Source organism: Bacillus sp. JK74 (assembly GCF_053663395.1).
Genome location: NZ_JBSJQB010000002.1, coordinates 264292 through 287091, shown reverse-complemented (window position 1 = coordinate 287091; position 22800 = coordinate 264292). Strand labels below are relative to the sequence as shown.

Sequence of the window (22800 nt, the reverse complement as noted above, 5' to 3'; positions counted from 1 at the left end):
ATGAGGGGGGAAGGACATGTTGAAAAAATTCGTGCCGTTTGCCGTTTTTTTATTTCTTTTTTTTGTTTCGTTTGAAATGTTAAAAAACCCGTATACAGTTGATTACATAGACGCAATGAAAAAAGACGCGGTAACTGTGTCAGCATCAAAAGATCCGCTCTATGAAGAATTACTGCAAAAAGCGTCAGAGTATGAAGTGAAGCCGCAAGACGCGCGGATTGACAAAATATGGAAGAGTATACCGGGATATAACGGTTTAAAAGTCAATGTGGAAAAATCCTATAAACAAATGAAAAAGGACGGAGAATTTCACGAAGACGACCTTGTCTATGAGCAGGTAAAGCCGAAAGTCCATCTTGATTCTCTCGCGCCCGAACCCATTTATAAAGGAAATCCCGACAAACCGATGGTCGCTTTCCTGATAAATGTCGCCTGGGGGAATGAATACGTGGAGCAAATGCTGCCTATTCTGAAGCGGCACCAGGTCAAAGCAACTTTCTTTCTTGAAGGGAAATGGCTGAAAAACAATCAGGAACTGGGGAAAAAAATAGCGGCAGACGGACATGAAATCGGAAATCATTCATACAATCACCCTGATATGAGCAAACTGACTTCAGGAAGCATTTCCGAACAGCTTGACAAAACCAATGCACAAATCAGCGAGACGCTCGGCATGAAGCCGAAATGGTTTGCGCCGCCAAGCGGCAGCTTCAGAAAAGCCGTGGTCGACCTTGCGGCGGAAAAAGGAATGGGCACCATCATGTGGACCGTTGACACCATTGACTGGCAAAAACCGTCTCCCGCTGTTTTACAAACAAGGGTGTTGAGCAAAATACATAACGGAGCCATGATTTTAATGCATCCGACTGATCCGACTGCGAAAAGCCTGGATACACTGATTGCAAAAATCAAAGAAAAAGGCTACGCGCTCGGCTCAGTGTCTGACTTAATGGATGAAAACAGGCTGATGAAGTAGCAGGCGGCAGTTGCCTGTCTTTGAATAGGAGGAACAGACTTGATAAAACGCTATACATGCCAAAACGGTGTAAGAGTTGTGCTTGAAAATAATCCAACGGTGCGGTCTGTGGCAATCGGCGTCTGGATCGGGACGGGATCACGTCATGAAACGCCGGAGACAAACGGTATTTCGCACTTTCTTGAGCATATGTTTTTTAAAGGAACAAATACCAGGTCCGCACGTGAAATCGCAGAATCCTTCGATCGGATAGGCGGCCAAGTGAATGCCTTCACTTCAAAAGAATATACGTGCTATTACGCCAAAGTGCTGGATGAGCATGCAAACTACGCACTTGATGTGCTGGCTGATATGTTCTTTCATTCCGCTTTTGACGAAGATGAGCTCAAAAAAGAAAAGAACGTCGTATATGAAGAAATCAAAATGTATGAAGACGCGCCGGATGACATTGTCCACGATCTGCTGAGCAAAGCGACATACGGCAATCATTCGCTCGGATACCCGATTCTCGGGACGGAGGAAACGCTTTCATCGTTTAACGGCGATTCTCTCAGACAGCATATGGATGACTTTTACACGCCGGACCGCGTCGTCATTTCTGTCGCCGGAAATGTAACGGAACAATTCATTAAAGACGTGGAGAAATGGTTCGGTACATACGAAGCGAAGGGCAAAGCAAGCGGCATCAGCGAGCCTGAGTTTCATTATGAAAAGCTGACCAGAAAAAAAGACACCGAACAGGCGCATCTCTGTCTCGGTTTCAAAGGCCTGAAAGTCGGAGATCCGGACATTTACGATTTGATCGTCTTAAACAACGTGCTTGGCGGAAGCATGAGCAGCCGTCTTTTCCAGGATGTGCGCGAAGATAAAGGACTGGCCTATTCTGTATACAGCTATCACAGTTCCTATGAGGACAGCGGTATGCTGACGATTTACGGAGGCACCGGCGCGAATCAGCTCGGACTTCTGTCTGAAACCATTCAGGAAACGTTATCGGTTCTAAAACGTGACGGTATCACCCCGAAAGAGCTGGAAAACAGCAAAGAGCAAATGAAGGGGAGCTTAATGCTCAGCTTAGAAAGCACAAACAGCAAAATGAGCCGGAACGGGAAAAACGAACTCCTGCTCGGAAAGCATAAGACCATGGATGAAATTATCGCTGAACTAAATGCGGTCAGCCTGGAAAGCGTCAACGGCCTCAGCCGCCGCTTATTTACGGATGATTACGCACTATCGCTCATCAGCCCGAGCGGCAATATACCGGCCTCGTCTTAAGCTGCAAAGCAGTCTGCCTCTATACGGGGCAGGCATTTTTTTTTGCTCCGGGTCATATAGTACAAGGGGGTGGCTATCATGAGGCTCAGTGAACTGTCAGGTAAAGAAATTGTGGATATTAAACGTGCAGAGCGGCTCGGCGTGCTCGGCCAGACCGATTTGGAAATTAATGAACAGGACGGACAAATTACCGCGCTGTTGATACCGACGGTAAAATGGTTCGGATTGCGAAAACAAGGCCACGACATCCGCGTCCCCTGGAACCATATCCAAAAAATCGGGTCAGACATGATCATTTTAGACGTTCCGGGGGAGATCACGCCTCCCGAAGAGTAGATCTTATTCATTTTTTGCAAGCACCGGCTCATACAGCCGGTGCTTTTTTTATGAAAAAGACGCTGTACATTCACCGCCCTTTCTCTTTGCACATACGATGAAGAGGAGGATGACACTTAAAAGATCCAGTAACTGTAAAGAAGGTGAACGTTTCAGATGTTAACCGGATTAACAATTGCGATCATTGGCGGTGACGCAAGACAGCTTGAGATTATAAGAAAGCTGACAGAACAGCATGCCGATATTTATCTTGCAGGGTTTGACCAATTGGATGACGGTTTTACAGGAACCGTCAAATGCAAAATTGATGAGATTCCCTTTCAAAAAATAGACAGTATCATCCTGCCTGTATCGGCAACGACCGGAGAAGGCGTTGTTTCCACGGTTTTTTCAAATGAAGAAGTGGTATTAAAGCAGAGCTATCTTGAGCGGACACCGGAGCATTGCGTCATTTATTCAGGCATCTCCAATGCATATCTTGAGGGGATCGCCAGCGAAGCCGGCCGTAAGCTTGTGAAATTATTTGAGCGGGACGACATCGCGATATTCAACTCGATTCCCACTGTTGAAGGAACAATCATGATGGCGATTCAGCATACGGATTATACCATTCACGGATCAAATGTCGGCGTTCTCGGCATGGGGCGCACCGGTATGACGATCGCCCGGACGTTTGCAGCGTTAGGGGCGAAAGTAAAAGTGGGCGCGCGGAGTTCGGCTCATTTAGCCCGTATATCGGAAATGGGGCTTTCTCCTTTTCAACTTGAAGAGCTTACTGATCATGTAAATGATATTGATATCTGCATTAACACCGTACCGAGCTTGATTCTGAATCAAAGCGTTTTATCGCGCATGACGCCGAAGACCTTGATTTTGGATTTAGCATCCCGTCCGGGCGGAACGGATTTCAAATATGCTGAAAAACAAGGCATTAAAGCGCTGCTTGCTCCGGGTCTTCCGGGAATTGTGGCCCCGAAAACAGCCGGACAGATTATTGCGAACGTATTGAGCAAGCTTTTGGCAGACTTAAAGAAAGAGGGGAAATAGCCATGTCTCTGAAAGGGAAAAGAATCGGATTCGGATTAACCGGCTCGCATTGCACATATGAGGAAGTGTTTCCGCAAATAGAGGCGCTTATCAGTCAAGGAGCTGAAGTCCGGCCGGTCGTGACGTCAACCGTTCAATCGACCGATACCCGCTTTGGGGAGGGGGGAGATTGGGTCAGAAAAATTGAAGAAGCAACAGGCTTTGAGGCGATTGATTCCATCGTAAAAGCGGAGCCTCTCGGGCCGAAACTTCCGCTCGACTGCATGGTCATCGCCCCTTTAACCGGAAATTCAATGAGCAAACTCGCAAATGCGATGACCGACAGCCCCGTCCTTATGGCTGCGAAAGCCACGATCCGCAACGGCCGGCCGGTCGTGCTCGGAATTTCAACAAATGACGGACTCGGTTTAAACGGAACGAATTTAATGAGGCTGATGTCCGCAAAAAACATATATTTCATCCCGTTCGGCCAGGATGACCACGTGAAAAAACCGACATCGCTCGTCGCCAGAATGGATCTCCTTCCAATTACGGTAGAAAAAGCTCTTTTGCACCAGCAGGTTCAGCCGGTGCTCGTACACCATCATGAATAAAAAATCATGATGACAGAAAATCATTCCGGAATAAAAAAATTCGGTCAATCCGTGACTATTCTATGGTAAAATAAAACGTAAAATGCAAAGTCAATTCAACAAATGATGCTTAATTGGCGGAAGGAGTTTTACAGATGGGAAGAGGATTACACGTAGCAGTTGTCGGAGCGACGGGAGCCGTAGGACAGCAAATGCTGAAAACACTGGAAGACAGAAACTTTGAAATCGAAACACTCACACTACTATCCTCAAAGCGTTCTGCTGGTACGAAAGTAACGTTTAAAGGCGAAGAATATACAGTGCAGGAAGCTGTTCCTGAAAGCTTCGAAGGCGTTCATATCGCGTTATTCAGCGCCGGCGGAAGCGTATCACAAAGCTTGGCGCCTGAGGCTGTAAAACGGGGAGCCATCGTGATTGACAATACGAGCGCATTCCGTATGGACGAAAATACACCGCTCGTGGTGCCTGAGGTGAACGAAGGTGATCTGCACAAACATAACGGCATTATCGCCAATCCTAACTGTTCAACGATTCAGATGGTGGCTGCGCTTGAACCGATCCGCAAAGCGTACGGTTTGAAAAAAGTCATTGTATCTACTTACCAAGCTGTTTCCGGAGCCGGCAATGAAGCGGCGAAAGAATTGTACAGCCAGACAAAGGCGATTTTAAACAATGAACCCGCAGAACCGTCCATTATGCCGGTTAAAGGCGACAAAAAGCATTATCAAATCGCATTTAACGCCATTCCGCAAATTGATAAATTCCAAGACAACGGCTATACGTTTGAGGAAATGAAAATGATTAATGAAACGAAAAAAATCATGCATATGCCGAAGCTGGAAGTGGCTGCGACATGTGTCAGACTGCCGATTGAAACAGGGCACTCAGAATCTGTTTACATTGAGCTTGACCGTGATGACGCAACCGTTGAAGATATTAAACAGCTTTTAAAAGAAGCTCCGGGTGTTACGCTTCAGGATGATCCGGCGGAGCAGCTTTACCCGATGCCTGCTGATTGCGTCGGCAAACGCGATGTATTTGTAGGAAGAATCCGGAAAGATTTGGACAGAGCAAACGGTTTTCATTTGTGGGTTGTTTCTGATAACCTGTTAAAAGGCGCCGCTTGGAACTCAGTTCAAATCGCGGAAAGCCTGCAAAAACTGAACCTCGTATAAAACAAACGTATTTTCTATAGGCGAACAGAAGAGAGTAAGGCTCTGCCTGCTCTCTTCTGTTACGTCAGACTAATTTGGAGTGAAAATAGTGAAGATCATAGTTCAAAAATTCGGCGGAACATCCGTAAAAGATGACAAAGGCCGCAAGCTTGCGCTAGCACACATTAAAGATGCCATAAGTGAAGGTTATAAGGTTGTCGTTGTCGTATCGGCGATGGGAAGAAAAGGAGACCCGTACGCGACAGATTCTTTAATCGGGCTCCTTTACGGCAGCCAGTCCGACATTTCTCCGAGAGAGCAGGATATGCTTCTGTCTTGCGGAGAAACGATTTCGTCCGTTGTTTTTTCCAGCATGCTGAAGGAAAACGGCATAAAAGCCGCAGCTTTAACAGGAGCCCAGGCCGGCTTTTTAACCAATGCCCAGCATACTGACGCCAAAATTATAGAAATGAAAACAGAGCGGCTTTTCGCTGCACTCGCCAGCCATGATGCCGTCGTTGTCGCAGGGTTTCAGGGAGCGACTGAAAAAGGCGACACGACGACGATCGGCAGAGGAGGAAGCGATACATCAGCGGCAGCGCTCGGCGCGGCGGTTGATGCTGAGTTTATCGACATTTTTACGGACGTGGAAGGTGTTATGACAGCCGATCCGAGAATCGTGGAAAATGCTAAGCCGCTTCCGAATGTCACATATACGGAAATCTGCAACCTTGCCTATCAAGGCGCGAAAGTCATTCATCCGCGCGCGGTGGAAATCGCCATGCAGGCAAAGGTGCCGATCCGCGTGCGCTCCACTTATTCAAAAGACAAAGGCACTTTGGTGACGTCCCATCATTCGTCCAACGTCGGCAGCGATGTATTCGAACGGCTGATCACGGGGATCGCCCATGTGAAAGATGTGACGCAATTTAAGGTTCCCGCCAAAATGGGGCAATACAACGTTCAGACTGAAGTCTTTAAAGCAATGGCAAATGCCGGAATCAGCGTAGATTTCTTTAACATTACGCCGAGTGAAATCGTATATACCGTAGCCGGCAGTAAAACGGAAGCCGCGCGCAGCATCTTGGCTGAATTAGGATATGAGCCGACAGTGACGGAAAGCTGTGCGAAAGTGTCAGCGGTCGGCGCCGGAATAATGGGTGTTCCGGGTGTCACGTCAAAAATCGTCTCCGCACTTTCTGATAAAGGCATTCCGATTCTGCAATCTGCCGACAGCCATACGACGATCTGGGTGCTCGTTCATGAAAAAGATATGGTAACGGCCGTAAATGCGCTGCATGAAGTGTTTGAACTTTCAAAGTAAATGTGATTGAATCATGATGAGGTGAAAAAAATGAATGTCGGAAATATATCTACAGCGATGATTACCCCCTTTGACAGTAAAGGGAATGTAGACTTTCAAAAACTGTCTACATTAATCGACTATTTGTTGAAAAACGGCACGGATTCTTTAGTCGTCGCAGGCACGACCGGCGAATCCCCGACACTTTCAACGGAAGAAAAAATTGCACTCTTTGAATTTACAGTCAAAGAAGTGAACGGACGCGTGCCTGTTATTGCGGGTACAGGAAGCAACAATACGAAAGACTCCATTAAACTGACAAAAAAAGCTGAAGAAGCCGGCGTCGATTGCGTTATGCTTGTCACGCCGTATTATAATAAGCCTTCCCAAGAGGGGATGTACCGTCATTTTAAAGCCATAGCTGAAGAAACGTCTCTTCCTGTGATGCTTTACAACGTGCCGGGCAGAACGGTCGCTTCGCTTGCGCCGGAAACGGCCATCAGACTTGCGGAGATTCCGAATATCTCTGCGATTAAAGAAGCGAGCGGCGATCTTGATGCCATTACGAAAATCATTGCCGAAACACCGGAAGATTTTTACGTCTATTCAGGTGATGACGGGTTAACGCTTCCTATTCTTGCAGTCGGCGGAAGAGGAGTCGTGTCAGTGGCCAGCCATATCGTGGGTTCTGACATGCAGCAGATGATTAAAAACTATACGAACGGGCAGACGGCAACCGCGGCACTGATTCATCAGAAGCTTCTGCCGATCATGAAGGAGCTCTTTAAAGCGCCTAATCCGGCTCCGGTCAAAACGGCGCTGCAGCTGAAAGGCCTTGATGTCGGATCTGTGCGTCTTCCTCTTATCCCGCTGAATGAAGATGAACGTCTGAGCCTGAGCAGCGTCATCAGCGAACTGTAAGAAAAAATTTATACAGTTGAAATACGCGGTCATTCTCATTTTTATCGTGAGTTTGACCGTTTTGTATACATATTGGTTTTCCCTAAACCTTCCGCTTCTTCTTGTTTTCTAAAATTGATATCAGTTATAATAGGAACAAGTGATGATGGACGGGTATGAGACTAGGAGGATACAGATTTTGAAAAAGAAAAATACAGAAAACGTCAGAATTATCGCCCTTGGCGGCGTCGGAGAAATTGGGAAGAACCTATATGTCATTGAAATTGACTCAGACATATTTGTAGTGGATGCAGGTCTGATGCACCCTGAAAATGAAATGCTCGGTATTGATGTCGTCATTCCGGATATTTCCTACTTAGTAGAACGGGCTGACCGCGTGAAGGCCATCTTTCTGACACACGGGCACGATGAAAACATCGGGGGCGTCTTTTATTTATTGAACAAGCTGTCGGTGCCGGTATACGGAACGAAGCTTACGCTTGCATTACTGAGAGAAAAACTCAAGCAGTACGGGCATAATCGAAAAGCTGATTTACGTGAAGTTCACTCTAAATCAGTCATTACATTTGAATCAACGAAAGTATCGTTCTTTAAAACGATTCACAGTATTCCGGATTCAGTGGGAGTCAGCTTCAAAACATCACTTGGCTCTATTGTATGCACGGGAGACTTCAAATTTGACCAGACGCCTGCATATCACCAATCATGTGATATTGGCGAAATTGCCAAAATCGGAAACAGCGGCGTGCTCGCCCTGCTTTCTGACAGCGCCAATGCGGAGCGCCCGGGGTATACTCCGTCAGAAGCATATGTAAGCGGTGAAATTTCCGATGCGATGAACAATTCAGAAAACCGTGTCATCATTGCTGTATTCGCGTCTAATATCAACCGGATCCAGCAAGTGATACAGGCTGCCGTCCAGAACGGCCGCAAACTTGCAATCGCCGGAAAAAATCTGCAAAACGTGCTTCAGCTTGGGCGCAAGCTCGGCTATATTGAAGCCGAAGATGAAATGTTTATTCCTGTGCAGGATGTGAAAAAATATCCGAAGCGGGACGTGGCAATTGTTACAGCCGGAAGCCATGGTGAGCCGCTGGCCGCTCTTACGCGGATGGCCAAGCAGGCGCACAAGCAGCTTAACATTGAAGAAGGAGACACCGTTGTCATTGCATCAACACCGATTCCGGGGCATGAATTGATATATTCCAAAACCGTCAACCTGCTTGCCCGCGCCGGCGCTCAAGTCATTTTCGCCCAAAAACGAGTGCATGTGTCCGGTCACGGTTCGCAGGAAGAATTGAAACTCATGCTTAATTTGCTGAAACCGAAATATTTAATTCCGGTTAACGGTGAATTCAGAATGCAAAAAGCGCATTCCAAAATCGCAGAAGAGATCGGCATGAAACGCAGCGATATTTTCTTGATTGAAAAAGGTGACGTCGTTGAATTCCGCGGCCAGAATGTGAAAATCGGGGATAAAGTCACATACGGAAACGTTCTGATTGACGGCCTCGGAGTCGGCGACATCGGCAACATCGTGCTGAGAGACCGCCGCTTATTGTCACAAGACGGCATTCTCATCGTCGTGATTTCACTCGATAAGCAGAAGAAGAACCTTGTTTCAGGCCCTGAGATCATTACGCGCGGTTTCGTGTATGTCAGAGAATCAGAGGGGTTAATTGTACAAGCTACTGAGCTCGTCCGCTCTATCGTGACTGAAGCGACGGAAACATCTGCCGTAGAATGGTCCACGCTGAAACAAGCAATGCGTGATGCGCTGAATCAATTCCTTTATGAAAAAACAAAACGCAAGCCGATGATCATTCCGATCATTATGGAAGTATAATGTATACAAAGCCGGAGCGCATCATGCTCCGGCTTTGTTTTTGTTCATGTCCCGGATGGAAATCATCATCTTTGTTCATAATACAAAGAGACATTCGGAAAGGGTGAAAGATAAAATGGATCATCGTATGGAAAACACCGAGGAACAGCAGCCCGAAAAATCAGATGCGAAAGACAGCATTATGAGCAAAATTCAGCAGCTGGGAGAGACATCTCTGCCGCAAATGTCCCAAGATACCAATATTCACTGCCTGACGATCATCGGCCAAATTGAGGGGCACGTCCAGCTCCCGCCGCAAAATAAAACAACCAAATATGAACATGTCATTCCGCAAATCGTCGCCATTGAGCAAAATCCGAAAATCGAAGGACTTCTGATCATCTTAAACACCGTCGGAGGCGATGTGGAAGCGGGGCTTGCGATTGCGGAAATGCTCGCATCCTTATCAAAACCGACCGTCTCAATCGTACTCGGCGGGGGCCACTCCATAGGTGTGCCGATCGCCGTGTCATGTGATCATAGTTTTATCGCGGAGACAGCGACAATGACCATTCACCCCGTTCGGCTTACAGGTCTGGTTATCGGTGTTCCGCAAACGTTTGAATACCTGGATAAAATGCAGGAGCGGGTTGTCAACTTTGTGACCCATCATTCAAATATTTCCGAAGAAAAATTCAAAGAGCTGATGTTTTCAAAAGGAAACTTAACCAGGGACATCGGAACGAACGTAGTCGGCAAAGATGCGGCTGATTACGGACTAATTGATGACGTGGGCGGCGTCGGACAGGCGATAAAAAAGCTGAATCAGCTGATTGAGGAACGAAAGGGCGAGGAAGGAAGGATGATTCAATGATCCTTTATACCGTCATGCCCCAAGAAGTCGTTTACGGTCAGGATATAGAGCAAAGCGTGCATGAACAGGTAGATTACGCCGGTGTGCCGCTGCTAGTTGAGATGAAGGGAAATGAAGCTGAAGTCGTACAGATTTTAAGTACGAACCCGATGGATTTTCTGAATCCGGACATCGCTCCGGGACAAAAAATCAAGCTGAAAATCTAACCGGCATTCAGTCCGCTTCTCGGGGGCAAAATATGCTATAATAGGGGAATCCTACAGAAAAATGCAGCCGGCAAAAGGCTGCTTTTCTTCATGATGTATGATTTTACATTTTTTAACGCAGTAAGGTGATGAGTGTGGCAAAGAAAAAACGGAAATCTAAAAAGAAACAAGAGAGTAAGCTCAATCTAAAATACGAACTAAGCGGACTGCTCTGTGTTGCAATCTCGATTATTGCTGTTTTGCAGCTCGGCGTTGTGGGACAGACATTTGTGTACTTGTTCCGTTTTTTTGCCGGAGAGTGGTTTATTTTATGCTTAATTGCGCTCTTCCTTCTCGGAATTTCGCTGTTTTGGAAAAAGAAGAGTCCAAGCCTTTTAACGAGAAGAAAGGCAGGGTTGTACTGTATTATCGCCAGTATTTTGCTGCTGTCTCACGTGCAGCTCTTTAAAAATCTGTCTCATCACGGGTCGATTCGGTCGGCAAGTGTCATCGGCAACACGTGGGAGCTGTTTATGATTGACATGAAACAGCAGGCTGCTTCCCCTGATTTGGGCGGCGGCATGATCGGCGCGGTACTGTTTGCAGCTTCCCACTTTTTATTTGCATCAACGGGTTCACAGATCATGGCGATCGTGCTGATCTTAATGGGGCTGATTCTTGTAACGGGGCGTTCACTGCAGGAAACGCTCAAAAAGTGGACGAGCCCCGTCGGCCGGTTTATCCGCGGCCAATGGCAGGCATTTCTTGAGGATATGAAGACGGTCAGAACGAATATGTCTTCGCCGAAAACAAAAACCAAATCGGGCAAAAAACAAAAACGGGTTCAAAAGAAAAAAGAAATGCCTGAGCCCGAAGAAGAGGATGAGGAAATCATTTCGCCGATCATCCATTCAGAGCCGATTATTTCAAGCTTTTCAGACCGTCAGGAAGAACGCGTCGAACCGCTGATTCCGGAAAAAACGCAGGAGACGGCGCAAGCGGCAAAAGATGAGCCTTCCGGCGGCGCTCAAGACAGTGACGAAACGGCTGCGGCTCCGCCGATGACGTTTACAGAGCTTGAAAATAAAGATTATCAAATGCCTTCATTGGACATCTTGGCTGACCCGAAACATACCGGCCAGCAGACCGATAAGAAAAACATTTACGAGAATGCAAGAAAACTCGAACGGACCTTTCAAAGCTTCGGGGTAAAAGCGAAAGTGACCCAAGTTCATCTCGGCCCGGCGGTCACAAAATATGAGGTGTATCCGGACGTCGGGGTCAAAGTCAGTAAAATCGTGAATCTGAGCGATGACCTTGCGCTCGCGCTTGCCGCCAAGGATATCCGGATAGAAGCGCCGATTCCGGGTAAATCAGCAATCGGCATCGAGGTGCCCAATGCTGAAGTTGCGATGGTTTCGTTAAAAGAAGTGCTTGAATCCAAGCTCAATGACAAGCCGGACGCGAAGCTTCTGATCGGCTTGGGACGAAATATTTCCGGGGAAGCCGTGCTTGCCGAACTGAACAAAATGCCCCACCTGCTTGTAGCGGGGGCAACGGGAAGCGGAAAAAGCGTCTGTGTCAACGGTATTATTACGAGCATTCTGATGAGGGCCAAACCGCATGAAGTGAAGATGATGATGATTGATCCGAAAATGGTTGAGCTGAATGTGTATAACGGCATTCCTCATCTGCTTGCGCCGGTCGTGACAGATCCGAAAAAGGCCTCGCAGGCTTTGAAAAAGGTCGTCAATGAGATGGAGCGCCGCTATGAGCTGTTCTCCCATACGGGTACGAGAAATATAGAAGGCTATAACGACCATATTAAGCGGTCAAATGCCGAAGAAGAAGTCAAGCAGCCCGAGCTGCCGTACATCGTCGTCATCGTTGACGAGCTTGCCGATCTGATGATGGTTGCTTCTTCCGACGTGGAAGATTCAATTACGAGACTTTCACAGATGGCGCGGGCGGCGGGAATTCATTTGATTATCGCGACTCAGCGGCCTTCAGTCGACGTTATTACCGGTGTTATTAAAGCCAACATTCCGTCAAGAATTGCCTTCAGTGTCTCATCTCAGACTGATTCACGGACAATTTTAGACATGGGCGGCGCTGAAAAGCTTCTGGGGCGCGGAGACATGCTGTTTCTGCCTGTAGGCGCGAATAAGCCTGTCCGGGTCCAGGGAGCATTTTTATCGGATGAAGAGGTTGAGCATGTCGTCGATCATGTGATTACGCAGCAAAAAGCGCAGTATCAAGAAGAGATGATTCCGGAAGAAGTGTCGGAAACACACAGTGAAGTAACGGATGATCTCTATGACGAAGCGGTCGATTTGATTATCGGCATGCAGACGGCATCAGTCTCCATGCTTCAAAGGCGGTTCAGAATCGGATATACGAGAGCAGCCCGTCTGATTGACGCAATGGAGGAACGGGGCGTCGTCGGGCCGTATGAAGGAAGCAAACCGAGGGAAGTACTATTATCTAAGGAACAATATGATGAGCTCTCTTCTTAAAAAGGAGAGAGTTTTCACTGAAAATGATATCACCAAAATCATTCCTATTTATTTTTTTATTAAAACATGATATAGTTGTCCCAATTGTTCAATAATTTATGAAAGTGGTTTACGGAGGGGAAACATGTCTACAAAAGCTGACAATCGTCACTTGTACCTAAAAGTGATTGAGCGAATCAAAGAGGATATACAAAACGGAATTTACACCGAAAAGGAAAAGCTTCCTTCTGAATTTGAGCTTTCAAAATCTATGGGTGTCAGCCGGGCAACTCTGCGTGAAGCTTTGCGTATCCTTGAAGAGGAGCATGTGATTATCAGAAGGCACGGTGTGGGCACTTTCGTCCATACAAAACCGCTGTTTCTTTCAGGTATTGAACAGCTCAACAGCGTGACGAAAATGATTCAGCAGGCGAACATGGTGCCGGGTACGATTTTTTTGTCGTCTCAGGTCATCACGCCGTCTGATGAAGATATCGCTAGATTCCGGCTTGAGCCTGAGCAGGAGCTTTTTTATTTGGAACGCGTGAGAACGGCAAGCGGCACTCCGGTCGTTTACTGTTTAGATACGATTCCGATGCACATTCTGCCGAATTCTTTCTGTCATGAACAGGAATCTATTTTTGATCTTTTGGAAAAAAACTCCGGGTCTGTGATCAGCTATGCCGTTGCTGATATCGAACCGATCGGATATCACGATACGATTTCACCGGTTTTGGAATGCGAGCCGGAGACGGCGCTTTTATTGCTGAAGCAAACCCACTATAATCAGAATGATGAACCTGTGCTGTATTCATTAAATTATTTCCGGGCTGATAAGTTCAGTTTTCATGTTGTAAGAAAACGTTTTTAAGACAGACGCGTCATGTGTCTGTTTTTTTATTTGCCGCTTCAATACATACTTTGTTTTCCGCAAGGCACAATAAAACAGGAAACAACCAAGTATAGTGAATGGGTGAATAAGTTGAGTAAGAAGAAAAATGGAACAAAAAATATCATTGCTCTGGCTTCTGTACCGCTCGTGATGACACTCGGGAATTCCATGCTGATTCCTGTGCTTCCGATGATTGAAAAGAAGCTGTCCATATCGTCTTTTCAAGTATCGTTAATTATAACGGTCTATTCGATTGTGGCGATTATTTGTATTCCGATTGCCGGATATTTGTCCGATAAATTCGGAAGAAAAAAGGTTCTTCTGCCTTGTCTTCTCATAGCCGGTGCGGGCGGAGCGCTTGCCGCGATAGCTTCCACCGCGTTCAAGCATCCTTATCCCATTATCTTGGCGGGGCGGGTGCTGCAGGGAATCGGTTCGGCAGGGGCGGCTCCTGTAGTGATGCCGTTTATCGGTGATTTATTCAAAGGGGATGATGAGCGGATTACCGCGGGGCTCGGCGACATTGAGACGTCAAACACGGCCGGGAAAGTATTAAGCCCGATTCTCGGGTCGCTCTTGGCTGCATGGTTTTGGTTTATGCCGTTTTGGTTCATTCCGTTTTTTTCGCTCATCAGTTTTTTTCTCGTATTGTTTTTGGTGGCAAAGCCGGAGAAACAAAAAGAAGCGCCTTCTATTTCCGAATTTGTGAAAAATGTCGGCCGCATATTTAAGCGTGACGGACGCTGGCTCTTTACGGTATTTATCATCGGCTGCGTGATTATGTTTTTGCTGTTCGGGGTTCTTTTTTATTTATCAGACTCACTGGAGAAGAAATACGGAATTGACGGTGTGGCTAAAGGATCGCTTTTGGCAATCCCGCTTTTATTTCTATCCGTCAGTTCATATATATCAGGCAGAAAAATCGGGAAAGACCAAGGCAAAATGAAGTTTTGCATTGTTTTCGGAATGAGTGCCGTGACACTGTCGTTTATCGGCCTATGGTGGAATCACAGTTTTTATTTATTATTTATCTTTTTGTGTGTCAGCGGTATCGGTATCGGAATAGCATTACCGGCATTAGACGCTGTCATCACAGAAGGCGTAGACAACGAGGAATCGGGAACCATCACCTCATTTTATAACAGCATGCGGTTTATCGGAGTAGCGGCGGGACCGCCGATCTTTGCTGCCCTGATGTCAAATGCAGGCTGGCTGATTTTTATTTTATCCGCTTTTTGCGGCATTGTGTCTGTATTTTTAGCGCTGTTAAATATCTCATCACAAGCAAAAGAAAAAAAGGAATCATTAAAGACGGTGTAATCTGCACTGTCTTTTTTTATTTTATTTTGAAGATTGACATGATATCGTCAAGTCGTTATCCTTTTTAATAGTTAAACATTTTAACTATTGGAAGGAGGGGGAAAAGGTGCATGAAGAAAAAGTAAAGCAGCTGATTCAGCGTTATTCCGATGTATACCTGCACGTCTTAAAAAAAATTGACAGCATTATCGCTGAAAAAGTGAACAAAGAGCTGACATTGGATCAATATTACATACTCCGCTATATTATGCTCAATCCGGATTGCAAATCAATTGAACTGGCCGCGGTGTGCCACGTCAACAAAAGCGCCATTACATCGATGACGAACCGCCTGTATGATAAAGGCTACATCAATAGAGAACGCAGCCAAAGCGACCGCCGGAGCATACTTTTAAATGTCACGGAAAAGGGGACGGAAGTATTTCACCGTGTGGAGCGGCGGATTGAGGAACTCGTCCGTTCATACATTATGTATTTTGATGAAGACGAGGCGGAGATGTTCGTTAATACATATGAAAAATTATATCGATTGATGATGACAGAGGAGGATCAGCAGACATAATGAAAAACATTATCCGAGCCCGCTGGATCATCGCCGCGTTATGGATCGCCGCAACGGTGATATTTATGCTTACAGCGCCTGATATGGCTGAATTGACACGGGAGAAAGGGCAGATTTCCGTACCGGACGGATATTCCTCTTCTTATGCCCATGAATTGCTTGATGAAATGTCTGATTCAGATGCACCGTCTTCTTCTGCCGTCATCGTATTTCACGAAAAAGGATTAATGACAGACAAAAAAGATCGTCTGGAAGAAGCCGTCAGCACTTTGTCTGAACAGAAAAAAGCGCTTCAGATTAAAACCGTGACTTCATACTTCGGGGAGAAAAATGACGACATCAAAAAACAGCTGCTGTCAAAAGACAGACAAACGATGCTCGTTCAGCTGCAGCTTGATACATCCAAAAACGATATCCTCGAAATAAAAAATAAAATTGATAAAGAGCTGAAACCGTACGGCGTATCATACGGCATTACAGGCCAGTCGCTGATCGACGAAGATGTGTTAAAAAGCTCACAGGACGGCTTGAAAAAGACTGAATATATAACGGTCGCTTTTATCCTGATCGTGCTGGTCCTTGTATTCCGGTCAGTGGTCGCTCCGTTTGTGCCGCTTTTATCTGTATTGATATCTTATTTAGTCAGCCAGTCGATTGTCGCATTTTTAGTCGACCAGCTGAATTTTCCGCTCTCAACTTTTACGCAGATTTTTATGGTTGCGATTATGTTCGGAATCGGTACAGACTACTGCATTCTGCTTCTCAGCAGATTTAAAGAAGAACTGTCGCATGGCGCTGATATAAGAGAAGCGATCGTCGTCACCTACAAAACGGCCGGAAAGACGGTTTTGTACAGCGGCGGTGCGGTGCTGATCGGATTTGCCTGCATCGGATTTGCGACATTTAAGCTGTATCAGTCGGCAGCCGCCGTTGCGGTCGGTGTCGCGGTGCTGCTGCTTGCGCTCATGACGATCGTGCCGTTTTTTATGGCTGTTTTAGGAAAAAGACTGTTTTGGCCCGTTAAGGGCGATATTTCCCATCCTCAAAGCAAAGCTTGGGAAACGGCAGGGCGGTTTTCATTTAAAAGGCCGCTCATCAGTCTTGCAATCGTTGCGGTATTCACCGTCCCGCCTATCCTTCTTTACAAAGGATCGCTATCTTACAACAGCCTTGACGAAATCGGGGATAAATATGAATCCGTCCGCGCGTTTAATACGATTTCAGGCGCATTCGGCCCGGGAGAACTTCTTCCGGCCACAGTCGTCATCAAAAATGATGAGCCATTAAATACCGAAAAACACCTGATTGATATCGAAAAAATCAGCAGAGAACTTGAAAAAACAGAGGGTGTAAAAACGGTCAGAAGCGCCACGCGCCCTGCCGGAAACGGATTGAATCAATTATTTGTCACAAATCAGGCAAAGCAGCTTCAAGAAGGGCTTGATAAAGGCAATACAGGACTTGAAAAAATCACGGACGGATTAGGGCATGCCGCAAAGTCGTTAGCTGATTCACAGCCGCAGATCGAAGAGTCGGGGAAAAGCGTCAATCAGCTTATTAACGGAACATTGTCTCTGAAATCCGGGCTTTCTGATATAGGAGAAAACCTGAATAAACTGCAGGCTGGCGTGAATGAGAATAAAGCCGGCGTCGCCCAGATGAGAAATCAGATTGAAGAGCAAAAACAAATGCTGACTTCACAGCTCAAACAAAACAGCGGTCTCGCTTCAGAAACGCAAAACGCTTTAAAATTGGTAAAAACCGTCCTGCCGATGAAAGATGAAGCCAGCAGACAGCTTGCCGATTTGAACAAGCAGCTTGCCCGGCTGCCGTTTGCAAAATTGGAAGCGTCAATACCGTCAGTCAAAACCGATCCCTCTTACAAAGAAATCAAATCGGCCTTTACGGGTGTACAGTCAGCCGTTTCCAAGGCAAACGCGGATGCAGAAGCGTTTTCTAAACAGGTCGACAGTCAAAAGGATCATCTGCAGCAAGCGGAAAAACAATTTGCCCGGCTGGCAGCCGCACAGAAGAAGATTGACACTCAAATTAACGCAATGATCAATGGACTGACCAGTATTGAAAACGGTCTGCAGCAAGTGTCAGACGGACAGGGGGCTCTTGCAGGACAAATGCCCCGCCTTGAATCGGCGGCAGGACAGCTCGCGGAGGGTCAGAAAAAAATGAAGAGCGGTCTCGGTGATTTTTCTTCCCGGCTCTGCGATCTTTCTTCAGGCCTTAACGATAGTGTAAAAGGGCTTAAGAAAGTATCAAGCGGCATGATGGGGGCGAATGATTACCTGGGTGAGCTTCACAAGGCGTCAGATAAAGAAATGACAGGCTGGTTTGTGCCGAAAGACGCGTTGACAAACAGTGATTTCACAAGCGTGTTTAATACGTACATGTCAGATGACAGAAAAACGACAGAATTGACCGTCGTTCTTGATAACAATCCTTACTCAAATACGGCCATTCAAGATATTCAAGCGATCAAAGCGAGCGTAAAAAGGGCCATTCCGAACACGGATCTGAAGAATGCCTCTTTCGGCGTTTCGGGAGTCTCCAGCATGAATGCCGATCTGAAAGAAGTATCGGATTCAGACTTCAAACGGACGGCAATGTTTATGCTGGCGGGAATTTTTCTGATTCTCATCATAATGCTGCGCTCTCTCATTATGCCTGTTTATTTAGTGGCGTCGCTCGTACTGACGTATTTCGCATCCATCGGCGTGACGGAATACATCTTTACACACTTCTTCGGGTATCCGGGCGTAAACTGGGCCGTGCCGTTCTTCGGCTTTGTCATTTTGATGGCTCTAGGTGTGGATTATTCCATCTTTTTAATGGACCGCTTTAATGAGCTGAAAAAAGAAGGAACGGGGCCCGCAATGATCAGCAGTATGAAAAATATGGGTTCCGTCATCATTTCTGCGGCGATTATTTTAGCGGGAACCTTTGCGGCCATGCTGCCGTCAGGCGTTCTTTCCTTATTACAGATTGCAACCGTGGTATTAACAGGCCTTCTCATGTACGCAATTGTCGTCCTTCCGTTTTTTGTACCGGTCATGGTGAAAATATTCGGAAGAGCCAACTGGTGGCCTTTCAATTTGAAAAAATAACGTACAATGCCTCTGCCTGTTTTCGGGCAGAGGTTTTTTGTTTCCTTATAAATCCTCCAGTTGATATAATTACATCTGCGCACTCTTTTTTGCGAATGCTGAAATTTGGTCATAATACATACTATTAAAGAATGAACGAAGGAGGTTTCACATGACTTATGTAAATGAAATGAAGTCAAAGCACGGCGGGATCACCGCCCATATCGTAAAGACTGAGAAATTTAAAACCGTTTCGCTGACGTTTAAAATGCTGGCTCCTTTAACGAAAGAGCTCGTAACAAAAAGGGCGCTGTTTCCGCATGTGCTTCTGCGCGGAACAGAAAGCCGCCCGAAAACCGCTGATCTGCGTTCTTATTTTGATGAGCTGTACGGCACATCCGTTTCAGCTGATCTGACAAAAAAGGGAGAACGTCATGTCATTACGTTCAGACTTGAGATTCCTAATGAAAAGTATCTGAAGGACCGCACACCGTTATTGGAAAAAGGCCTTCAGCTTTTATCAGAGCTTGTCTTTTCGCCCGCTTTGGAAAACGGCGCCTTCCTGCCCCTTTATGTCACGCAGGAAAAACGGACGCTGAAACAGCGGATTCAAGCCGTATATGATGATAAGATGAGATATTCTAATCTGCGTCTCGTTCAGGAAATGTGCAAAAGCGAACCGTATGCCCTTCACGTCAACGGCGAGTTCGATGATGTTGAACACATTACACCGCAAGATTTGTATGAAGCCTATCAAAAAGCCATACGCGAAGATCAGCTGGACCTGTATGTCATCGGCGATGTTGATTCAGATCAGGTGAAAACGGCCGTTGATACGTATTTTAAAACGGAAGAACGGGAGCTGCAGCCTTTTGAAAGAAGCGCGGCGAATGAACAGCCCGATCCGAAGGAAGTCATTGATGAAGAGGACGTCAAGCAGGGCAAGCTGAATATCGGATTCCGGACCAATACGACATATACAGACCCGGATTATCCGGCATTGCAGGTGTTTAACGGGCTGTTCGGGGGGTTCTCTCATTCAAAGCTGTTTATAAATGTCCGTGAAAAAGCGAGCCTCGCCTATTATGCAGCCTCAAGGGTGGAAAGCTTCAAAGGGCTTTTGATGGTCATGTCGGGCATTGAGGTGAAAAATTATAAGCAGGCCGTCACCATAATCGAAGAACAATTTCAGGCTATGCAAAACGGTGACTTTTCAGAGGACGATATCGCCCAAACGAAAGCCGTTATTAAAAACCAAGTGTTAGAAACGATTGATACGGCATACGGCTTATCGGAATTTCTGTATCAGCAGGCTTCAGCCCAAGTGGAGATACCGATCGAAACTTTCCTCGACAATATCGAGAAAGTGACAAAAGAGGACATTATCAATGTCGGAAAGAACATTAAGCTGGATACGACTTATTTCTTAAAAGGGACGGGGGGAGCATCTTGACTAAACCGATAAACTTCGAACAGCTTCAGGAAACGCTGTATCATGAAAAAATGGCAAACGGCCTTGATGTCTATGTGCTGCCGAAACAGGGTTTTAATAAAACATACGCCGTGTTTACGACAAAGTACGGTTCCATTGACAATCAATTCGTTCCTTTAAATAAGGAAGAAATGGTACACGTCCCTGACGGAATCGCGCATTTTCTGGAGCATAAACTGTTTGAAAAAGCGGACGGCGACGTGTTTCAGGACTTCAGTAAGCAGGGGGCGTCGGCAAATGCCTTTACATCATTTACACGAACCGCTTATCTGTTCTCCAGCACTTCTAATGTAGAGAAAAACCTGGAAACACTCGTGGATTTTGTTCAGGACCCGTATTTCACGGAAAAATCAGTTGAAAAAGAAAAAGGCATCATCGGCCAGGAAATCAATATGTATGATGATAATCCGGATTGGCGGCTGTTTTTCGGCCTTATTGAAAATATGTATAAAGACCACCCCGTGAAAATTGACATTGCCGGAACGGTGGAGAGCATCTCTCATATTACGAAAGATCTGCTGTATGAGTGCTACGAAACGTTTTATCACCCGAGCAATATGCTGCTCTTTATCGTCGGTCCCGTAGATCCTGAAGCGGTCATCAGCCAGGTGCGGAAAAACCAGGAGAAAAAGCCGTTTACAGACCAGCCTGAAATCAAACGTAAAGAGGTTCAGGAGCAGGAAGCGGTTTTCCGCCGGGAGCAGGAATTAAAAATGAACGTGCAAGGCTCAAAATGTCTTGTCGGCTTAAAGGCGAAAGACCCTTATAAAACGGGGCTGGAGCTGTTGAAGCACGAGCTCAGCATGAACCTCATGCTTGAATGTCTCTTCGGAAAAAGCTCACCGCATTACGGCAACTTGTACGATAAAGGCTACATTGATGAAACCTTCAGCTTTGATTACACGGCTGAATACGGATTCGGTTTTGCCTCTGTCGGAGGAGATACACCGGAGCCGGATAAGCTCGCTGACGAATTAAAACAGATGCTGCTTGATGCAGAATCAGCCGTGACTGCGGAAAAACTTGACCTTGCGAGAAAAAAGAAAATCGGGTCATTTTTAAAAGCGCTCAATTCACCTGAATATATCGCCAACCAATTCACACGCTACGCCTTTTTAGATATGAGTCTGTTTGATGTCGTAACCGTACTGGAGCAGATCACCCTGGAAGACGTAAAGCGGGTCATTAAAGAAGAAATATCAGAAGACAGGCTGACAGTCTGCAAAGTCGTGCCAAAATCATAACAAAACTTCCCTCACGCCCTGAGGGATGTTTTTCTGGGGAAAGAAGGAGTATTGATTGATGAAACAGACAGCGCTCGTAACCGGAGCAAGCGGCGGAATCGGACAAAGTATAAGTGAAGTCCTCGCAAAAAACGGATATGACGTCCTTTTGCATTATCATTCTCATAAGGAAGCCGCACACAGGCTTGCGGAAAGGCTGAGCGCATCATTCGGCGTAAAAGCCTCCGTTATACAGGCGGATCTGTCCTCACCGGATGGCGCGGAGACACTCAGCCGTTCCGTTAAGCAGCCTGTGGATGCTCTGATATTAAACAGCGGCAAAAGTCATTTCGGCCTGATTACGGACGTTACGGATGACACGGCGCGGGAGATGGTGCAGCTGCATGTGACGAGTCCGTTTCTTTTGGCGCGTAATCTGGTGCCCGGCATGATCCGGAAAAAAAGCGGGGGCATCGTCGCGATCGGTTCCGTCTGGGGAGAAACAGGCGCATCGTGCGAGGTATTATACAGCATGGTCAAAGGAGCGCAGCATTCGTTCGTCAAAGCGCTTGCCAAAGAGCTCGCTCCGAGCGGCGTCCGCGTGAATGCAGTCTCGCCGGGTGCCGTTGATACAAATATGCTTGATCAGTTCACGTCTGATGAAAAAGAAGCGTTGGCAGAGGAAATTCCCGCGGGCCGGCTGGCGAAGCCGGAGGAAATCGCCGAAGCGGCGGCCTTTTTATTATCGGACAAGGCTTCCTATATTACGGGGCATATATTATCCGTAAACGGCGGCTGGCACTGCTGAAAAAAATGTGTGTATAGTTTGCATCTGCACGGACAAAATAATTTTGTAACAACAGATGAAATGGAGGAACCCAACATGTCAGTATTAGAAAACTGGGATAATTGGAAGAATTTCCTTGGCGACAGATTGAACTATGCGCAGGAAAAAGGGATGAGTGATGAAACAATCACTGACCTCGCTACAGAAATCGGCGGTTACCTTGCGAACGAAGTCGACTCGAAAAACCATCAGGAAAAAGTGCTTGCTGATCTTTGGAGCGTTGCTTCTGAAGATGAACAGCGCGCCATCGCAAATATGATGGTGAAGCTTGTTGAAAATAACAGCACTCATTAAGAGGGGGGATTTCTCCTCTCTTTTTTTATGTTTTCCTCTATAGAGCAACATTCTTCTTTCTAATTAGAGAAAAATGTTTTATGATAAA

The 22800-nt window shown here is 46.3% G+C and carries 20 protein-coding genes; all 20 read left to right on the top strand.

Annotated features, from left to right (window positions below):
- Nucleotides 1–16 precede the first annotated feature (16 nt).
- The 20 genes from ACWJJ5_RS05955 to ACWJJ5_RS05860 all read left to right on the top strand — a co-directional run bounded on the left by ACWJJ5_RS05955 (nucleotide 17) and on the right by ACWJJ5_RS05860 (nucleotide 22712).
- Nucleotides 17–976 (top strand): polysaccharide deacetylase family protein, encoded by a 960-nt coding sequence (locus ACWJJ5_RS05955; RefSeq protein WP_146276790.1) that lies wholly within the window; start codon nucleotides 17–19, stop codon nucleotides 974–976.
- A 39-nt stretch (nucleotides 977–1015) separates the two neighbouring features.
- Nucleotides 1016–2251, top strand: a complete 1236-nt coding sequence (locus ACWJJ5_RS05950) for a M16 family metallopeptidase (protein WP_070081831.1) — start codon at nucleotides 1016–1018, stop codon at nucleotides 2249–2251.
- Between the two features lie 78 nt (nucleotides 2252–2329).
- Complete coding sequence (locus ACWJJ5_RS05945; protein ID WP_003154176.1) at nucleotides 2330–2587, top strand: YlmC/YmxH family sporulation protein; 258 nt, start codon at nucleotides 2330–2332, stop codon at nucleotides 2585–2587.
- Between the two features lie 156 nt (nucleotides 2588–2743).
- Nucleotides 2744–3634, top strand: coding sequence for a dipicolinic acid synthetase subunit A (gene dpaA / locus ACWJJ5_RS05940; RefSeq protein ID WP_327968179.1), 891 nt, complete (start codon nucleotides 2744–2746; stop codon nucleotides 3632–3634).
- A 2-nt stretch (nucleotides 3635–3636) separates the two neighbouring features.
- Complete coding sequence (gene dpaB, locus ACWJJ5_RS05935; RefSeq protein ID WP_007409809.1) at nucleotides 3637–4227, top strand: dipicolinate synthase subunit B; 591 nt, start codon at nucleotides 3637–3639, stop codon at nucleotides 4225–4227.
- Between the two features lie 134 nt (nucleotides 4228–4361).
- Nucleotides 4362–5402 carry an aspartate-semialdehyde dehydrogenase gene (gene asd, locus ACWJJ5_RS05930; RefSeq protein ID WP_003154169.1) on the top strand — a complete coding sequence of 347 codons (1041 nt, stop codon included), beginning with the start codon at nucleotides 4362–4364 and terminating at the stop codon, nucleotides 5400–5402.
- Nucleotides 5403–5490: 88 nt separating this feature from the next.
- Nucleotides 5491–6705 carry an aspartate kinase gene (gene dapG / locus ACWJJ5_RS05925; RefSeq protein ID WP_025649453.1) on the top strand — a complete coding sequence of 405 codons (1215 nt, stop codon included), beginning with the start codon at nucleotides 5491–5493 and terminating at the stop codon, nucleotides 6703–6705.
- A 30-nt stretch (nucleotides 6706–6735) separates the two neighbouring features.
- Nucleotides 6736–7605 (top strand): 4-hydroxy-tetrahydrodipicolinate synthase, encoded by an 870-nt coding sequence (dapA, locus tag ACWJJ5_RS05920; protein ID WP_003154166.1) that lies wholly within the window; start codon nucleotides 6736–6738, stop codon nucleotides 7603–7605.
- Between the two features lie 178 nt (nucleotides 7606–7783).
- A complete protein-coding gene (gene rnjB, locus ACWJJ5_RS05915) occupies nucleotides 7784–9451 on the top strand; it encodes a ribonuclease J2 (RefSeq protein WP_003154163.1) in 1668 nt (555 codons plus the stop codon).
- 115 nt (nucleotides 9452–9566) lie between these two features.
- Nucleotides 9567–10304, top strand: coding sequence for a ClpP family protease (locus ACWJJ5_RS05910; protein ID WP_025851243.1), 738 nt, complete (start codon nucleotides 9567–9569; stop codon nucleotides 10302–10304).
- A complete protein-coding gene (locus tag ACWJJ5_RS05905; protein ID WP_003154161.1) occupies nucleotides 10301–10510 on the top strand; it encodes a YlzJ-like family protein in 210 nt (69 codons plus the stop codon). The genes ACWJJ5_RS05910 and ACWJJ5_RS05905 overlap by 4 nt, the downstream gene beginning before the upstream one ends.
- 134 nt (nucleotides 10511–10644) lie before the next feature.
- Complete coding sequence (locus ACWJJ5_RS05900; RefSeq protein ID WP_025649451.1) at nucleotides 10645–13005, top strand: FtsK/SpoIIIE family DNA translocase; 2361 nt, start codon at nucleotides 10645–10647, stop codon at nucleotides 13003–13005.
- Between the two features lie 124 nt (nucleotides 13006–13129).
- A complete protein-coding gene (locus ACWJJ5_RS05895) occupies nucleotides 13130–13855 on the top strand; it encodes a GntR family transcriptional regulator (RefSeq protein WP_015388224.1) in 726 nt (241 codons plus the stop codon).
- Nucleotides 13856–13966: 111 nt separating this feature from the next.
- The gene (locus tag ACWJJ5_RS05890; RefSeq protein WP_070081835.1) at nucleotides 13967–15196 is read left to right on the top strand and encodes an MFS transporter; all 1230 of its coding nucleotides are present in this window, start codon (nucleotides 13967–13969) and stop codon (nucleotides 15194–15196) included.
- A 106-nt stretch (nucleotides 15197–15302) separates the two neighbouring features.
- A complete protein-coding gene (locus ACWJJ5_RS05885; RefSeq protein WP_454022288.1) occupies nucleotides 15303–15758 on the top strand; it encodes a MarR family winged helix-turn-helix transcriptional regulator in 456 nt (151 codons plus the stop codon).
- Nucleotides 15758–18877, top strand: a complete 3120-nt coding sequence (locus tag ACWJJ5_RS05880) for an MMPL family transporter (protein WP_454022287.1) — start codon at nucleotides 15758–15760, stop codon at nucleotides 18875–18877. Before ACWJJ5_RS05885 ends, ACWJJ5_RS05880 begins: the two co-directional genes overlap by 1 nt.
- Before the next feature lie 151 nt (nucleotides 18878–19028).
- Nucleotides 19029–20309, top strand: a complete 1281-nt coding sequence (yfmF, locus tag ACWJJ5_RS05875) for an EF-P 5-aminopentanol modification-associated protein YfmF (protein WP_094246928.1) — start codon at nucleotides 19029–19031, stop codon at nucleotides 20307–20309.
- Nucleotides 20306–21592 carry an EF-P 5-aminopentanol modification-associated protein YfmH gene (yfmH, locus tag ACWJJ5_RS05870; protein WP_182068861.1) on the top strand — a complete coding sequence of 429 codons (1287 nt, stop codon included), beginning with the start codon at nucleotides 20306–20308 and terminating at the stop codon, nucleotides 21590–21592. Before yfmF ends, yfmH begins: the two co-directional genes overlap by 4 nt.
- A gap of 58 nt (nucleotides 21593–21650) precedes the next feature.
- Entirely contained in the window at nucleotides 21651–22379 is a 729-nt protein-coding gene (ymfI, locus tag ACWJJ5_RS05865) for an elongation factor P 5-aminopentanone reductase (protein WP_173612755.1), read from the top strand.
- A gap of 75 nt (nucleotides 22380–22454) precedes the next feature.
- The gene (locus tag ACWJJ5_RS05860; RefSeq protein ID WP_003154150.1) at nucleotides 22455–22712 is read left to right on the top strand and encodes a DUF3243 domain-containing protein; all 258 of its coding nucleotides are present in this window, start codon (nucleotides 22455–22457) and stop codon (nucleotides 22710–22712) included.
- The last annotated feature ends 88 nt before the right edge of the window (nucleotides 22713–22800 follow it).

What these genes read in the sequence shown, in the direction of transcription:
- ACWJJ5_RS05905 (WP_003154161.1), top strand. Translation starts at nt 10,301, where the DNA reads ATGATCCTTTATACCGTCATGCCCCAAGAAGTCGTTTACGGTCAGGAT.
- ACWJJ5_RS05955 (WP_146276790.1), top strand. Translation starts at nt 17, where the DNA reads ATGTTGAAAAAATTCGTGCCGTTTGCCGTTTTTTTATTTCTTTTTTTT.
- dpaA (WP_327968179.1), top strand. Translation starts at nt 2,744, where the DNA reads ATGTTAACCGGATTAACAATTGCGATCATTGGCGGTGACGCAAGACAG.
- asd (WP_003154169.1), top strand. Translation starts at nt 4,362, where the DNA reads ATGGGAAGAGGATTACACGTAGCAGTTGTCGGAGCGACGGGAGCCGTA.
- ACWJJ5_RS05880 (WP_454022287.1), top strand. Translation starts at nt 15,758, where the DNA reads ATGAAAAACATTATCCGAGCCCGCTGGATCATCGCCGCGTTATGGATC.
- ACWJJ5_RS05910 (WP_025851243.1), top strand. Translation starts at nt 9,567, where the DNA reads ATGGATCATCGTATGGAAAACACCGAGGAACAGCAGCCCGAAAAATCA.
- yfmF (WP_094246928.1), top strand. Translation starts at nt 19,029, where the DNA reads ATGACTTATGTAAATGAAATGAAGTCAAAGCACGGCGGGATCACCGCC.
- ymfI (WP_173612755.1), top strand. Translation starts at nt 21,651, where the DNA reads ATGAAACAGACAGCGCTCGTAACCGGAGCAAGCGGCGGAATCGGACAA.
- dpaB (WP_007409809.1), top strand. Translation starts at nt 3,637, where the DNA reads ATGTCTCTGAAAGGGAAAAGAATCGGATTCGGATTAACCGGCTCGCAT.
- dapA (WP_003154166.1), top strand. Translation starts at nt 6,736, where the DNA reads ATGAATGTCGGAAATATATCTACAGCGATGATTACCCCCTTTGACAGT.
- ACWJJ5_RS05945 (WP_003154176.1), top strand. Translation starts at nt 2,330, where the DNA reads ATGAGGCTCAGTGAACTGTCAGGTAAAGAAATTGTGGATATTAAACGT.
- ACWJJ5_RS05895 (WP_015388224.1), top strand. Translation starts at nt 13,130, where the DNA reads ATGTCTACAAAAGCTGACAATCGTCACTTGTACCTAAAAGTGATTGAG.
- ACWJJ5_RS05860 (WP_003154150.1), top strand. Translation starts at nt 22,455, where the DNA reads ATGTCAGTATTAGAAAACTGGGATAATTGGAAGAATTTCCTTGGCGAC.